The organism is Lysinibacillus sp. FN11 (genome assembly GCF_024628845.1).
Lineage (GTDB): Bacteria > Bacillota > Bacilli > Bacillales_A > Planococcaceae > Lysinibacillus > Lysinibacillus capsici.
Map to the genome: position 1 here is coordinate 1,521,013 of NZ_CP102383.1, position 14,545 is coordinate 1,535,557.

Annotated in this window: 23 protein-coding genes; 12 read left to right on the top strand and 11 right to left on the bottom strand. The window is 38.4% G+C overall.

Annotation, left to right across the window (positions count from 1 at the left end):
• Positions 1-3: 3 nt before the first annotated feature.
• The 3 genes from NP781_RS07920 to NP781_RS07930 all read left to right on the top strand — a co-directional run bounded on the left by NP781_RS07920 (position 4) and on the right by NP781_RS07930 (position 2,276).
• Positions 4-657, top strand: coding sequence for a hypothetical protein (locus NP781_RS07920; protein WP_257521939.1), 654 nt, complete (start codon positions 4-6; stop codon positions 655-657).
• A gap of 126 nt (positions 658-783) precedes the next feature.
• On the top strand, positions 784-936 hold the full coding sequence (locus NP781_RS07925) for a hypothetical protein (protein ID WP_257521940.1): 153 nt from the start codon (positions 784-786) through the stop codon (positions 934-936).
• Between the two features lie 179 nt (positions 937-1,115).
• Positions 1,116-2,276 carry an MFS transporter gene (locus tag NP781_RS07930; RefSeq protein WP_257521941.1) on the top strand — a complete coding sequence of 387 codons (1,161 nt, stop codon included), beginning with the start codon at positions 1,116-1,118 and terminating at the stop codon, positions 2,274-2,276.
• Between the two features lie 341 nt (positions 2,277-2,617).
• Here NP781_RS07930 and NP781_RS07935 read toward each other — a convergent pair whose 3' ends face one another.
• From NP781_RS07935 to NP781_RS07955, 5 genes are all read right to left on the bottom strand, one after another.
• A complete protein-coding gene (locus NP781_RS07935) occupies positions 2,618-2,827 on the bottom strand; it encodes a hypothetical protein (RefSeq protein ID WP_257522512.1) in 210 nt (69 codons plus the stop codon).
• Positions 2,828-2,847: 20 nt separating this feature from the next.
• Complete coding sequence (locus NP781_RS07940) at positions 2,848-3,783, bottom strand: Ger(x)C family spore germination protein (RefSeq protein WP_257521942.1); 936 nt, start codon at positions 3,781-3,783, stop codon at positions 2,848-2,850.
• A 127-nt stretch (positions 3,784-3,910) separates the two neighbouring features.
• Positions 3,911-4,156, bottom strand: a complete 246-nt coding sequence (locus tag NP781_RS07945) for a YkuS family protein (RefSeq protein WP_257521943.1) — start codon at positions 4,154-4,156, stop codon at positions 3,911-3,913.
• Between the two features lie 80 nt (positions 4,157-4,236).
• Positions 4,237-4,815 carry a dimethylarginine dimethylaminohydrolase family protein gene (locus NP781_RS07950; protein WP_255601730.1) on the bottom strand — a complete coding sequence of 193 codons (579 nt, stop codon included), beginning with the start codon at positions 4,813-4,815 and terminating at the stop codon, positions 4,237-4,239.
• A gap of 43 nt (positions 4,816-4,858) precedes the next feature.
• Complete coding sequence (locus NP781_RS07955; protein WP_255601731.1) at positions 4,859-5,098, bottom strand: hypothetical protein; 240 nt, start codon at positions 5,096-5,098, stop codon at positions 4,859-4,861.
• A gap of 118 nt (positions 5,099-5,216) precedes the next feature.
• On the opposite strand from NP781_RS07955, the gene NP781_RS07960 reads away from it, so the two are divergent.
• Positions 5,217-5,414 carry a transmembrane Fragile-X-F protein gene (locus NP781_RS07960; RefSeq protein WP_221683196.1) on the top strand — a complete coding sequence of 66 codons (198 nt, stop codon included), beginning with the start codon at positions 5,217-5,219 and terminating at the stop codon, positions 5,412-5,414.
• 136 nt (positions 5,415-5,550) lie between these two features.
• Here the strand turns inward: NP781_RS07960 and NP781_RS07965 are convergent, their stop codons facing one another.
• Entirely contained in the window at positions 5,551-6,126 is a 576-nt protein-coding gene (locus NP781_RS07965) for an LOG family protein (RefSeq protein WP_009371001.1), read from the bottom strand.
• 64 nt (positions 6,127-6,190) lie between these two features.
• Here NP781_RS07965 and NP781_RS07970 point away from each other — a divergent pair, with 64 nt between their 5' ends.
• The 3 genes from NP781_RS07970 to NP781_RS07980 are packed head-to-tail and all read left to right on the top strand — an operon-like array spanning position 6,191 to position 6,976.
• Positions 6,191-6,523 (top strand): MazG nucleotide pyrophosphohydrolase domain-containing protein, encoded by a 333-nt coding sequence (locus NP781_RS07970; RefSeq protein ID WP_370635396.1) that lies wholly within the window; start codon positions 6,191-6,193, stop codon positions 6,521-6,523.
• Positions 6,524-6,533: 10 nt separating this feature from the next.
• Entirely contained in the window at positions 6,534-6,677 is a 144-nt protein-coding gene (locus NP781_RS07975; protein WP_257521944.1) for a hypothetical protein, read from the top strand.
• 35 nt (positions 6,678-6,712) lie between these two features.
• Positions 6,713-6,976 (top strand): GNAT family N-acetyltransferase, encoded by a 264-nt coding sequence (locus tag NP781_RS07980; protein ID WP_373880551.1) that lies wholly within the window; start codon positions 6,713-6,715, stop codon positions 6,974-6,976.
• A gap of 33 nt (positions 6,977-7,009) precedes the next feature.
• Here the strand turns inward: NP781_RS07980 and NP781_RS07985 are convergent, their stop codons facing one another.
• Positions 7,010-7,462, bottom strand: a complete 453-nt coding sequence (locus NP781_RS07985; protein WP_257521945.1) for an NUDIX domain-containing protein — start codon at positions 7,460-7,462, stop codon at positions 7,010-7,012.
• 94 nt (positions 7,463-7,556) lie between these two features.
• On the opposite strand from NP781_RS07985, the gene NP781_RS07990 reads away from it, so the two are divergent.
• Positions 7,557-8,057 (top strand): hypothetical protein, encoded by a 501-nt coding sequence (locus NP781_RS07990; protein ID WP_257522514.1) that lies wholly within the window; start codon positions 7,557-7,559, stop codon positions 8,055-8,057.
• 285 nt (positions 8,058-8,342) lie between these two features.
• On the opposite strand, the gene NP781_RS07995 is transcribed toward NP781_RS07990, so the two are convergent.
• The 3 genes from NP781_RS07995 to NP781_RS08005 all read right to left on the bottom strand — a co-directional run bounded on the left by NP781_RS07995 (position 8,343) and on the right by NP781_RS08005 (position 10,708).
• Positions 8,343-9,044: a Fic/DOC family protein gene (locus NP781_RS07995; RefSeq protein WP_257521946.1), complete on the bottom strand. Its 702-nt coding sequence runs from the start codon at positions 9,042-9,044 to the stop codon at positions 8,343-8,345.
• A gap of 3 nt (positions 9,045-9,047) precedes the next feature.
• On the bottom strand, positions 9,048-9,233 hold the full coding sequence (locus tag NP781_RS08000) for an antitoxin VbhA family protein (RefSeq protein ID WP_221683202.1): 186 nt from the start codon (positions 9,231-9,233) through the stop codon (positions 9,048-9,050).
• Between the two features lie 302 nt (positions 9,234-9,535).
• Positions 9,536-10,708, bottom strand: a complete 1,173-nt coding sequence (locus NP781_RS08005) for a multidrug effflux MFS transporter (RefSeq protein WP_221683216.1) — start codon at positions 10,706-10,708, stop codon at positions 9,536-9,538.
• Positions 10,709-10,996: 288 nt separating this feature from the next.
• On the opposite strand from NP781_RS08005, the gene NP781_RS08010 reads away from it, so the two are divergent.
• From NP781_RS08010 to NP781_RS08025, 4 genes are all read left to right on the top strand, one after another.
• Positions 10,997-11,848, top strand: coding sequence for a GNAT family N-acetyltransferase (locus tag NP781_RS08010; protein WP_257521947.1), 852 nt, complete (start codon positions 10,997-10,999; stop codon positions 11,846-11,848).
• A 102-nt stretch (positions 11,849-11,950) separates the two neighbouring features.
• A complete protein-coding gene (locus tag NP781_RS08015; RefSeq protein ID WP_257521948.1) occupies positions 11,951-12,484 on the top strand; it encodes a GNAT family N-acetyltransferase in 534 nt (177 codons plus the stop codon).
• Positions 12,485-12,644: 160 nt separating this feature from the next.
• The gene (locus NP781_RS08020; RefSeq protein ID WP_221683205.1) at positions 12,645-12,860 is read left to right on the top strand and encodes a hypothetical protein; all 216 of its coding nucleotides are present in this window, start codon (positions 12,645-12,647) and stop codon (positions 12,858-12,860) included.
• Positions 12,861-12,996: 136 nt separating this feature from the next.
• Entirely contained in the window at positions 12,997-13,776 is a 780-nt protein-coding gene (locus NP781_RS08025; protein ID WP_257521949.1) for a class I SAM-dependent methyltransferase, read from the top strand.
• 193 nt (positions 13,777-13,969) lie between these two features.
• On the opposite strand, the gene NP781_RS08030 is transcribed toward NP781_RS08025, so the two are convergent.
• A complete protein-coding gene (locus NP781_RS08030; protein ID WP_257521950.1) occupies positions 13,970-14,365 on the bottom strand; it encodes a glucosamine 6-phosphate synthetase in 396 nt (131 codons plus the stop codon).
• Positions 14,366-14,545: the final 180 nt, after the last annotated feature.

A 14,545-nucleotide genomic window follows, 5' to 3' on the forward strand; every position in this document is an offset into this window, starting at 1 on the left:
CATATGATAAACAATAAAAAGACGTTTATAGGGTCAATCGTTATGTTGGGTATTTGTATGTGTCTGTTTTTTCCGTATCCTTACAATGAAGCGATGATGGCACATACTACCTTCATGTCAATTCCTATCGAAACACAAGATGGATATGTGTTACTTGGCATCTTTGGCTCGATTTTATTTATAATTGCTATGATTTTACTACTTAGGAGCATAAACAAATATCATTTTCGAATATTTGTCATGGTAGTATTACTCTATTCTTTTTTACCCCATTTGCTCATCATGGCATACCAAGAAACCTTTGCTAGTGGCATTATGGCCATTTCATACAAAGGGGATGGAGAATGTCGGTTTGATATGGTGGGAAAAGACTTAATGAATGGGGAATGTACCATTGTTCTACATAATCGAAGCAATGAAGCTGTGTCCTTTGATTTACAATTTATCGATACGGATTTTTTTAAAGGCGATAAGCGGATGAATTCACTGATGAATATAGCAGGGCCATATCATGTGACCATCGAGGCCAATCGTGAAAAAGCTATTCATCTAAAGGAAATACTTGATTTAACAGATGTTCCTAATCATATAGAGGGAGGTAGCTCCTCCAAGATGCATGTTCAATTAATTGACGGTGACAAGGAAAGAACTTTATAAATAGTCGATGCGTGGAAAATATTTTGCGTCTAATACATAGTTTCAACGTTGCATTTGCTTTTATGGTAAAGTTGTATTAAATTATAGTAAGCTATGAATTGATCTTGAGAGAGGAGGCGAAAAGTCATGGAAACGATTTTCAGAAGAACGGCGATTGAGGTAAAGACATTTTTACAATTAGATGATTTAGGCTCAAAGGGACCAGTCTATGGTTTTTTAAGAAAACAGCATAGTGAAGGTAGTAACCGGAAGCTTTTTGCCTTTGTTAGTCATGTGTGAAAAATGACTTTTTAACCATACAAAGTAATTGGTAGACGCCGGTTTTATGGCGTCTTTTTTGTTGTGATAAAACTGAGAGAGGGTGAGCTAATTGCTAAAAAAACTAAAACAATTAAGGAATGTTGCAGTGTTCCAAGCGCTTCTAATTTAGAAAAATAATTAGAAGCGAGGAATTAACTATGAAAAAACAACCAATTTTTACTTCATCATTTCTTTTTCTATTTATAAGTAATTTTTTCATTTTTATAGGATTTGAAATGCTATTACCTATTTTACCAGCCTATTTATTAAGCATAAACGCCAATCCGATGCAAGTAGGCTTGGTGACGACGGTATTTACACTAGGTGCCATTACGATAAGACCTTTTGTAGGGTACTATTTAATGGATCATAAGCGGAAAAAACTAGCGATTGTGGCAAGTATAGCATTACTAATAATTACAATGCTGTATCCATTGCTTCACACGATTTGGATTTTCCTATTACTTCGACTTTTCCATGGAACAGCGTGGGGTGTATCCACGACAGCCAATAGTACAATGGCTGTAGATAGTATCCCTAAAGCTCGATTAGGAGAGGGGATGGGCTATTTCTCGGTATCCACAACCGTGGGAGCGATTGTTGCACCAAGTCTCGGGATCCTTATTTACAGTACTTTTTCTTTTCACACGCTGATTTGGTCGTCAGCCTTACTAAGTCTATTTGCGATCATAATGCTTTCCTTTGTGCATGCCACGGCACCTACTCAAAATGACAAGCAGCCATTTCGATTTATGGAAGCGATATTTGAAAAAGAAGTGAGGTTTCAGGCATTATTGACTGTTGTGACGACGCTTGGTTTTGGCGCGATTATTACATTCTTAGTTCTTTTTGGTGAACAAAAGGGATTAAAGCATATTTTTCTATTCTTTCTTATCAACGCACTTGTTTCCACGTTAATACGCCCATTTACAGGAAAATGTTTTGATAAGCATGGACCATGGTCGATCATTATTGTGTCAGCGATTTTCGGTTTTCTATCATTAATCGTGTTATCCTATACTACAAATAATTTCACTTTGATTTTCGCTGCGATTTTATTTGGTACAGGCTATGGCACCATTATGCCGTGCCTACAAACTTGGGCTGTTCAAAAAGTAAGTGAAGCCAAAAGTGGTGCAGCCAATGCCACTTTTCTTTCCAGCTTTGATGTTGGGGTCGGTATGAGCGCATTTATCTTAGGGATTTTAGCTGAGTGGATAAGTGTAGAAATGATTTTCCGACTTGTTAGCCTAAGCTTCCTTCTTGTCGCTCTGTTAGTCTACCGGGATTACATTCTTAATAAGAAAACAAACCATTAATAGAGGAAGAAGGACCAGTCTCAAGTGCTGGTCCATTTTTCTTTGAACTAAAAAACGTATTGGATCTTTAGCCCTAATAAACTTGCCAAATTTAATACTCTCTAGAGGTTTGGAGGTTTAATGATTGTCCCATTCCAATTGTTTAATTCTAGCACAAGGCTTCGATCTACCGTTATTTTACATAATATAGCTTCTTTGTTCGCCAAAAATATTCCTCCAAACCTTTTTATCATCGTCTTGATTTCCTGTCTGTTAAAAGTTTCCTAAATCTTTTCCATTAATAGAGCATGACAAGATGGCCATAAGAAAGAGACCATGCCATTTTGGATGGTCTCTACCTATTATTCAGTAATCGTTTCTGCAAATGTTTTACGGCCAGGGCTTACTTTATTAATATGAATATCGATTTTGCTAATGGAATCTTTGCTTAAAGGAATTTTGCCATCCTTCTCTAATCTCTTCCAAGCCTTTACATTACTACGATAGAGATATTCGGATAGGCGAAAGATATCCGCATCTATTTTTAGTCCTTCTTCAAAGGTAGTTAGGATTTCTTCCTTGACGGCTTTTTCTACTTTTTTCTTACCTGATTGGGTGTCAGCTTCCCTTTAAAACCATTTAAAATCGTATCGAACTTTAAATTTACTTCAAACTTTACATCATTACCTTTCACAATTGGCTTGACTTTAACATCTAGCTTTTTAATATCGACGGTTAAGTAATCACTTTTTTCATTATTTTCTAATTCGACGGTGATTTCTCCTTGCTTTGTTTCATCATTCATCCACTCTATTCCACGTGCAGATTTGCCTTTAATATAGCCTTTAAAACTATCCTTTGAAAGAATACCAACGCCAGCAAAAAAGGTTTCTTTTTTGGGGCCATCCATTGTCTCCCAGTTTTCGTTGACGGTTACATAAGGAATTTTCATTTCGTGGTTGGGCTCATTTAAGCCAATGACGAGCTGTCTTAAAGTAACAGGCTCTACAAATGACTCCTGCTTCGCTGTATTTTTAGGATTACTTAATTTGGCGGCAGTTGGTGATTTCTCTAACAATGGAGAAACTAATAAAACATCCTCAATAGGATCTTGGGTACAGTAAACCCAAATATGATATCTTGTCTCTCGAAAGCGTAGAAAAGTATCAATAACCGCAATCGCATGTTCATCTTTCATAGCACTCTCTGAGAAGAGAAGAAAGGTCATATGTCCCCAAAATACTTCTTGGTCCATTGAACGATACAATTTGTAAATGGCTTCTTCTATTGTCTTACCCTTGGCTTGACCAATTTCGGTAGGTGCTGCATTAGGGTTAGCTGATTCTGTTTTCGCTACGTTAGCAAAGTTGATAATTTGTAAGTATGCTGTATATTCATTATCCTTATAGTCAACCCCCACACCTTGTACGTAATACATTCGTTGTGGCTCTGTTACATCCCAACAGCCTGAAAGCAGTAGTGTAGTCGTCAGCATTAAAATAACAATTGCAATCTGTTTTTGGCTCATATATCTCCCTACTTTTTGAAGTTCGTGTATATTAGTTTGTACAAGAATGCAAGGTATTATAAGTAGAGACCATTTATGTAGGAAGTGCTGCTCTCGTCAAAATGACGTAGAGACAGCACAAATGTTTTTAGTGGAAATATTTTTGGACGCGTTCAACGACCTCGTTTGCCGATAGTCCATCCGCATCAATCACAGGACCTTCCATAACTGGATCACTCATTCCCATGACATCACGATCCTGACCTGTAATAATACAAGCATCACATTTTTTCGCATCCTCTTCATTGCGAAGCTGGATGACTTCATAGCCTTGTGCTTTTAAAGCATCCTCGATATTCGTTAATGATTGTTCCACACCAATAATTCTAGACATTTCTTGTCCACCTCCTACAAGTAATGTGCCATTTCAGGTTGCTCATTATTCATACTATTTTTTAGTGGGAGAGATAATTGCTAGAGATCCGTGCGTAATAGGGGTTGTGTACTACATCTAAAAGAACCGCCTAAGCTTCGAGAAATCGTAAAATCAACAGATTCTACGGTGATACCTCTCTTCGCTAACTGCTCGCCAATCCATGTAAATTCTTTGTCTGTAATATAGACTTTTTCATTAATAGGTAAACCGTTAGTAGCAAGTTTTGCGGCATCCTCTAGGGAAACGTGAATTTTATCCCAATCTCTTAGCTGTTCGGGAATACCATCAATGAGTGCTTCCTTGCAGACAATCATTAGACCCTCTCTAACGAGGCTAAGCGCACAGTCAAGATGAAGAATGGTTGGATGAAGTGGCACTTCAACCACCGTATAATCAAAGTTACTTGCTAAATTACGCAACCATTGCACACCATTTTTATTGGAGGCTAGTCCTGAATTTCCGACGAAAATCGTTTTATCTAACACTAACACATCGCCGCCCTCTAAAAAGGGGCCAGCTTCAGAATCAAAACCATCTGCCATATCAGGCTTTGGAATGGAGACATAGAAACATTGATTTTCGTTTGCTTCCTGTACTAAAAGATTGCGTACGGGCAAAATTTCGTTGCGTCTATGTGGGAATCGAAGGGAACCCCTAGTTCTATTTTTCTAATACTTTGTTTAAAATTGCTTGTTCCAATTCCCCTTGCTGCTGTCTTTCTGGGAATACCTCATTAAAATTTTTACCGAGTGTATCAACGCTTGCATAAAGAGCTAAAGTTTCTTCTGTTAAAAATTCATCATCTGGTGGAGCCTCCTTAGCTGGAAAAGCAAATTCCGATTGCGCCATGACAACTCGTTTTAAAGGGGCAAACTCGCTTTTTACAAAAATATTCGTCATCTTACTGTCTCCTGTTGTATGATTTAGAAAAAATAGTGAAAATGTTTCCTGCGATGTTCCTTATCGTAAGGTATATGGTTCCTATATAGTCAAGAATGGGCAGTAAGGTGGTGAAAAGATGGGCATTGCAGAGGTGTTGACTATTGTCTTTGTCGTATTAAAGCTAACAGAAGTGATTACATGGTCGTGGTGGTTCGTCTTATTCCCAGCGATTCTTTCGTTTAGTCTGTATGCCATTATTGGGGTGGTGAAGCTTGGGATGGTATTGATTGCTGTGGTAGCAGTGAAAAAGAGGGAAAAGAAGGCGGACTTATGAAATCATAGTAGCCAAATCTCTAGTAATCTGAACGACCGGATCCATCTTTTGTTTTGCATAGTAACGTAGGATAGTATTGGGGATTAGGTAAGAAAAAGGTGAGGTTAGTCCAATTAGGTCCAACCTCACCACGTTATTATTTGCTTAATTCATAGGTTTTCACAGCTGGAGGAACAAAGCTTTCGCATTTATCTAATAGGGCTGCTGCGTCCTCATCAACAATAAGTGCCTCACGATATTGTGCTTTTAAAAATTGCTCATTTTGCATATGGTCAAAGAATGATATTAATAAATCAAAATAGCGTTCCATATTGAAAATAGCACAAGGTTTTTGAAGCAGACCGATTTGATTCCACGTAAATACTTCAAAAAATTCCTCTAATGTTCCAGGTCCACCAGGAAGGGCAATAAAGCCATCTGCTAATTCCATCATTTTACTTTTACGTTCATGCATCGTCTTTACAACAATCAGCTCTGTCAGCTGTTGATGCGCAATTTCACGTTCTTCTAATAATGTCGGAATCACCCCAATAACCTTGCCGCCTTCTTCTAGCACTGTATTCGCTACTGTTGCCATGATGCCTACAGAAGCACCACCATAAATAAGCGTAATTTGTCTTTTAGCTAATTCTTTTCCTAGTAAAATCGCTCCTTGACGATAAGCGTCGGAAGCCCCTAGACTGGATCCACAAAATACGGCAATACTTTTCATAGCTGATTTCCTCCATATCTGATCGAATTCTTTTATAGTATAATTTATTTTGAAGAGGAAGGAAATGGAGGAAGTAGAATTGGAACTAAATGACTTTCAACGCTGGGTAAAGGATTACTATGAAGCACGTGGCTGGTCAGAGCTTAATATTTTTACACGTATTGGCTTCTTGGCAGAAGAAACAGGTGAGGTAGCAAGGGCGATTCGAGCAATCGAGATTGGTAGAGATCGACCAGATGAAAAAACACAATCCTTTGAAGAAAATAAGCAGGAGCTAATTGAAGAGCTAGGGGATGTCCTAGGAAATCTTATCGTGATTGCTAATCAGTACGATATTCCATTAGAAAAAATATTTGCAGCTCATCAAGACAAGCTGATAAAGCGTTATCAGGAATAGGAGGAGCGAGATGGAATATCAAGTAGAGGTTTTACGGGAACAGCATGAGGATTTTACGAATTTTTTAAGCGAAAAATTCGTGCCTATAATAATGAGCAATCTCCTCATCATCGTGAAAGTAGAAAGAAGGATGCGGTTCTTCCTTTACAGTTAATCGTCACAGATCAGCAGCAGCAATGGATAGGTGGTATAACAGCTGAAGTCTACTGGGGATGGGTAGAAATACATAAATTTTGGTTTAGTGAAGAATATCGTGGAAAGGGAATGGGTACAAAACTCTTAGCTCAGGCAGAGTTAGTAGCCAAGGACATGGGGGCAACAAAAGCCCTACTGACAACCTACGAGTTTCAAGCGCGTTCCTTTTATGAGGCTCATGGCTATCAAGTAGTGGGAGAAATTAAAGATTATCCACCAGGCAGTAGCTACTATACGATGGTGAAAGTGCTTCCTTAACAATAGGCTGTCTAAGGAAATAGACAGCCTGTTTTAATTGACATCGCCCAAATAGATTGTTGTTTGCTGTCCTCGTATAAACTGCTGTAACGGTTGGATAAGCGCTTTGGGGTAAAGTCTATATGTATGAAGCTTTTCAATCGGTATCCATTGGGTTCCAATTTGAAAACTATCTGGATTGGTTGGTTGACAAGTTTGCGCATTTACCTGACAGAGGAAATAATATTCTACCTGATGTACATCAGCGTCAAAGGCGGCATGCTCATGATTTTGTCCGATGTATTCACGGATAAATAACAGCTCTCCAATGTGAACGGAGGAGCCAATTTCCTCAAGGCATTCCCTTTGCAATGTCTTGTGAAAGGTCTCTCCATGCTCCTGCCCACCACCTGGGCAAAGGTAAAAGTAGCCCTCGACATCTTGATTTTTTGTTAGCAATAGTTTCCCATCCATGATGATGATGGCTTTGACAGAATTTCTAATCATCGACTTCTCCTTTTAATTGTTATTTTTCGTGATCATGACTAAAACGCTTTATGAATGTCTACCTTAGTAAAAAGGGAGATGAAGCGTGTATTCAATGTCTAATTTTAAATTACTTGTCGAAAAACAGACTGAAATAGATACCATTTATCAAAAATGTAATGATCTAATTCAATCCAATGTTACACCAAAGCTAGATGCAGAGGTCGAGCAGTTTTTAAAGCTGGTTGAACAGCATTTGACACAGAAAGGCTTTACAATTACGAATACATCAACAGGGTTAATCGCCAATTATCAAGAGGCTGTCATTAATGTAGATAAACATTCAAAGCATTTGGAAGAATGCTTTTTTATCAATTTAAATAGTTATGCTGAGGATCAAGTCTCTATTGTACTCGATATCTCACCAACGATGCTACCGAAAATTTCAAACCAGCTCGATGGCTACACAGATATTATTGAGCAAATGACGGATAAGCTAAAGCAAGCAAAAAGTCTAGAGAAAGCCTGTACGAATCCCAAATTTCTTTATAAAACGCAAAGCAACAAAGTTTTTCATACCCCTCAGGAAGTGTTGGATTATTATTTTCAAGGATAGAGAAATAGCTAGGAAAAACTAGTAGGTGTATAAAAAGTGGAAACTTGATGTTGAGGACTGACCTCAACAGTATAGACAAATAAAAAAACACCTTCGATTGAATATGGGGTTAAAAACTAAATTTCAATTGGGAGGTGATTTTTCTAAGAGTAAAAGGTTTTAAATGAATGAATTGATACCTTTTGTGAAATAAATATAAAAAGGATGATGATTCCATTACAAATCACCATCCTTTTTAGTGTGTTAAATAACTAAAACATACTTAAACGGTAAATAAATCATTCCTTAATCCGTTTCAAAGGGCTTTTCTTTATATTTGGAAACATCATAATGCCCAATTAATTGATAATTACTAGACGTTTCATCGTCAACCTTAAATTTATTGAAATCAGCTACATCCAGTGCATCTGTCATCATCTTCAATAAATATTGTGGTTCCGGAGCTTCTTCTACTGCGGTAAGAACTAGTGCATTTCGTAAATAATGCTGTGAGAGTAATTGAGCATTGAAGTCTAGCCTATTTGCTTCAGCAAAAAGCTTCATGAAAATCGATACCGTTCGCGTATTTCCTTCTCGGAAAGGATGAACACGCCAAAGTTTTGTCATAAATGAAGAAAAGTCCTCTACAAGGCGAGGATTAGAATACTTCCATTGCTTAGATTTAGACCAACTGAAAATAGTTTTTAAATCAGATACAATGTGATCTTTATCACTATAAGCAACAGATAATCCATTTAAAACATGTTCACTTTTATAAATATTGACTGTTCGGAATTCTCCTGCCCATGAATATAGCTCATGAAAAAGGAAGTGATGAATCGTTTGGAGACTTTTATATTTTTGGAAGTCAATATCCTGCGTGATAGAAGAAATATCTATAATCCCAGCGATTAACAGTTGTGCTTCAACGTCAATCAATTGTTGTTCATCTCGAATATTTAATTTGTTGATTAAGACATTTGTATTAGGATAAATATATGGGTCCATAAACTACTGTGAAACCCTTGTATATTTTTCAACAATCGCTTGTTTCAATTGGCTGGATGATACTTGACCATTTTCATATTGGTTTAAGAGGTTCTGTGTAAATGCGCTCGGTTTTCCACCGTCAATGGCCGCCATACCAACTGCGAATTGCACTTGCTTTTTACGTTCTAAGGATGAATTTTCTTTCATAAATAACACCCCTCACTTTAATGGTATATCTATTATATCAGTTTTATGCATCAGGAGATAGTTAGATCACTGCCCGATGCCTACTGACATAGTTCAATCTTTGTCAGTAGCATTTACAGTTTGAGTGAGAAAATTCAATAGGTGCCAGTGGAAAAAGTTAGAGCTAGGCAATCCTATAATCAAAGTGGGTGAAATTTTACGAAGAGTAAAATTTCACCCACTTTTTCTATTCGGAGAAGAGGTTTTGTTCTAGTCTTTCATCTATCTAAAAGCAATAGCGATTGGAAGCCCGCTTTCTTCCATTATCGAATAAACTTTCTCCCGCAAAGCCACATCATCAAGGATAGACCTAAGAAATAGAGTGGCATTGTCAGTAAAGAACCGTTATGCAGTAAGCTCATACCAGATGTGATGGCACTGACGAGTAAGTAATAGCCGAGACTAAAGATAGCGCCTGCTGTGCCAATGACATCCTGAAAATCTACTAACGCTAAACTTAAGCAATTAGGAAGTGCAATGCCCGAGCCTAGCAGTGTTATAAAAATAGTAATCAGCATACTAATGGCCATCATGCTCGCGTGCAATGGTAGCGTACAGACGATGGTCAAAAGCAAAGTGCCACCAAGCATTACCAAACAGCCAACATGAATGATTTTTTGTGGCGGATGGCTGATGACGAGTCGCTTTGAAATCATAGCCCCTATTATGGAAGCAAGGGCAACGATAATGCCAAGAAATCCGTACAGGCCAGGTGACAGTCGGAAATGCTCAATGAATATAAAGGGTGCTTCGGCATAGTAGCTAAATAGAATACCATTGATGCCTCCAATTAGTAGACCATAGACAAGCACGATGGGTGAAGCGAAAATGCGTTTGACGACAGGCAAAATCGCAGTTCTTTGTCTTGTTGCAGGATTGGTTGTTTCTGGAAGTCTGCAATAAGCATAGATAAATAACAAAATACTCATGATGACAAGGACAAAAAACACGGCTCGAAAGCCTAGTGCTTGATCCACCCAACCACCAATCAACGGCCCTACCGCTGGGGTAAAGGCAATGACGGCTGAAATTTGAGCAAACATTGCATGGCGTTGACTTCCCGTCACACTTTCACGCAAAATGGTTTGCGTAATAATGGAGCCAGTGGCAGCGCCGAATGCTTGGAGCAATCGACTTGCTAATAGAAAAGGAATTGTCTCTGCATAAAAGCAGAGTAGGCTACCTATTCCATAAAAAATTAAACCGCCTAGCATGGCAGGTCTACGGCCAATCAAATCAGAAATCCATCCCCAGCAGAAAACGCCGAATGCAAAGCCAATAAAATAGATACTTAATGTTAATTGGACAGAGCTATTGGCTACACCAAGTGCAGAGGCAATGTCCGGAAGTGATGGTGTGTATATTGTTTCACTAATTTGTGGAAAAGCCACAAGAACAATCATTAATAATAAAGATGGTACTGCCTGTTTTTTCAACATATTGCCCTCCTACAAGCAAAATTCTACTTTGTTAGATACAAGTAGATTGCGTAGCTAGGGAAACGGCGGGACCATTATAAGAATACGTTCATAGGATGTCATGTTGAAATCACCTTTATATGCTTGAAGTAGGAGTGCATAGTCTAGCAACTATTATAGGCTATTTTACAATACTTATATAGTAATAATTGCTAAAGCTAAGAGATATTGCTTGTACATGGAAGGGGGATTTTGTAAAATGGAACAAACGTTCTTTTAAATTTGGATGACAGAGGGTGTATCTAATTGAATTTTGAGCTAACTTTATTTACTTCTACCGATATTCAGGGATTAATCGAGCTATCAGCTTCCGTTGGATGGGATTACGATGCCTACGAAATTGAAACGATTATGGCAGCAGGTAGAATAGTTGGACATAAAAATAGGGAAGGGAAAATTGTTTCCTGTGCAGCCATTATTCCCTACGATACAAATGTAGCTTCCATTGGTATGGTGATTGTGCATGAGCAATGCAGAGGTTTTGGCTTAGGTAGAATCGTTACACAAGCCTGTATCGATAGTGTTTCAGTGAAAACAGCGATTATGCTCGTAGCTACAAAAGAAGGACAACCTTTATATCAAAAGATGGGCTTCACGACTGTTGAGCATGTACATAAATATTTGGCAGACAAATTTGTTGAGACGACAAGAGAATCCGATTTTTTAGGCACCATCAAAGAATTTCAAGAGCAGGATTTTGAACAGCTTGCCAAGCTTGACGCAGCAGCCTTTGGGGATAGTAGAAGAATCTTTCTGCGTAAAAGAATACAGCAGTCACAGCGCTGTGTTGTTGTGAAAAATCAGGACAATCAAATGATTGGCTATGGCTTAACGATCGCGGGGCCGATTTATCTTCTTTTAGGACCAATCGTTGCGCCAAGTAAAGAAATAGCGCATGATATTATCAATGAATTGGCTAAGGGCTATCAGGGGAAATTACGTATCGACTGTCCATCTGTTCAAATGGAGCTTGGTCCAATTTTACAACAAAGTGGTTTTACGATGGCTGCAACACCACCAATCATGATCCGTAACGCCAAAAAAATACCTACAAGAAATCAAACATTATTTGCTCTAGCAGCACAAGCTTTTGGGTAATCAAACGTGCAAGCCTACTTTGGGTTTGCACGTTTGTATTGTCAAAAAAGGATTTTGAAGGAAGAGTAGAGAATGATATGGATGGTAGAGGAGGGGAACAGCATGTTTCCAGAATTAGAGACAGCAAGACTTAGGTTAAGAGAACTCACAGAGGAGGACGTTCCTGCAATTTTTCGTTGCTTTTCCAATGAGGCTTTAACACGCTATTATGGGCAGGAGCCTTTTGCCGACTTAAAGCAGGCCGAGCAATTAATCAGGCAATTTGCCAAAACCTTTGAAGAAAAGCGCGGGATTCGTTGGGGAATTGAACGAAAAGATTCGAATGAAGTGATTGGTACAGTTGGCTTCCATTTATGGTCGGCGGCACATCAACGAGCAGAAATTGGCTATGAAATTCATCCTGATTACTGGCGGCAGGGTTATACAAAAGAAGCTGTGCAGAAAGTAATTGCATATGGTTTTGGGGATATGAACTTAAACAGGATTGGAGCCATTGTTTTTTTAGAGAATGAGGCATCTTCCAAGCTTTTAATTCAGCTTGGATTCCAACAGGAAGGCATATTGAGGGACTATATGTATCAAAAGGGACAAGCACATGATACATTTATCTATTCTTTGTTAAAAAAAGATGATTAACGTAGCTTTAGCGCTTTTATAGAATAATCATTTACTTGGAAATGGATAATAAATAATAATTTAGATCGAGTTTTGAGGCTGCTTTTTTCGGTTATAGTTCTTATATGAACAACAATTCATAAGTTCGTGTAAAAAAGTAACAGATGAGGGGCTGGGTGTTATGGAGCAATATAGCACAGCTTATTTTCAAAAGCTAGATTTACTGTCAAGCTTATACGCAGGACAGGCTGCTTTAAAGGATTCCATTCCAACTGAGAAGGTCAAGCGAATGGAGCGGTATCAACAAATTGAAGCGGCGATTACAAAACTAAATAACGAAATTAGAATAATTGAACGGACCATATTAAAGTCCACCCATCCTACTAGAAATAGTTAATGGAAGTTCAACCCATGCATTTCCTTGCATGGGTTTTTCGTTTGATAAGGTAATCTTATGTATTTTCATAATAATTATAGATTTTTCTTATGGTTGATCTACTAGTACACTAAAATAAAAGGGGAGGGTGAAGAGAATGGGGATTGATTTCCACAATCAGCAACATCGTACGTCTTATACAACAAGACAGGCAGATAGCTCATGGAAGGCAGCGTTAGCGAAACATATTCCTTTTCATCGTATGGGAAAGGCAGTAGATATCGGCTGTGGCGGAGGAATTTATGCCAAGGCACTTGTCGACATGGGGGTGGCATCTGTAACAGGTGTAGACTTTTCACTAGCCATGCTAGACGGAGCGAAAGAAAATTGTCGAGCATATCCGCAAATCACATTTGTCCAAGGGAATGCTGTCAATACAGGGCTTGCAGGGGATACTTTTGATATCGTGCTTGAACGAGCCTTAATTCATCATATACAAGATGTCAAAGCATGCTTTCAAGAGGCATTTCGGCTTTTACAGCAAGGCGGTTATTTTATCGTACAGGATCGCACCCCAGAGGATTGCATACTTCCAGGGGATGCTCATCATATAAGGGGCTATTTCTTTGAAAGTTTTCCTTCGCTTATTCAAAAGGAAGTAGAGCGCAGACACACTAGTCAGTTGGTGACAGAAAGCTTACAAGAAGTAGGCTTTCAAGAAATGAGTGAGTTAAAACTATGGGAGACGAGACAGGTCTATGCCAATAAGGAGCAATTATTGGCTGATTTACAGGGCAGGGTTGGGCGTAGTCTATTACATGAATTGAATGACAACCAATTATCGACCCTTCTTGAGGATATAAGGAATGCGATCACAACAGAAGGTTCCATCATGGAAAAGGATCGATGGACGATTTGGATCGCTAAGAAAAAATAATAACCACCTTCTGGAGAGGATCAACCCTCTCCATTTTTATTCGATTGCAGCATCAAAATATTACTCTGCTTTCACAGAGCTATATCCGTCAATTTACAGGATCTATCCGCCACTTTTACCTTTCTATCCGTCACTTTAGGATTGCTATCCACTACTTTGCACATTTTATCCGCTTTCCTAGAGCAAACCCTCATTATTTAGCAAGTGCTAGCAAAAATTTATCGCGGTCTGCTTCTTCCTGCATTTTACTATCGACAAGCATTGCACCTGATTGAACACTTGTGATGTCGTTGTCTACAAGAAACTGTACATTGACCTTGGCTACTTCATTGTTAACCGTGCAATCACCCTCAAACTCTACAACATCCTGTCCCTTTTGTGTTTCAAAATAGACCCAATATGGATTTTCACAGGCAGAGGCAAAGGCACTCTCCAAAGTTTTTGTACTATTTTCATAGGAATAGTTTTTTACGTATGTAATATATTCATTGTCGGTAATATCCTTTTGTGGACCATAGAAGTACCAAAATACCGCTAAGATACCGATTGGCACAATCCACAATATATTTCTTTTACTTAATTTCCCCATGTGTTATATCCCCCTTTATGTGAATATTTTAACATCTTCTTTTGCATTTTTGCTAGCTTACGATAATATTTTCTATTGAAGGCTGCGATTCTGTTCGCAGCGTGAGTTTTGAATTCAGTTGACAGTTATGATAACGTTAGTTGATAGATTTGTTTCGATGTCGCCAAATGGCTTGGTGAA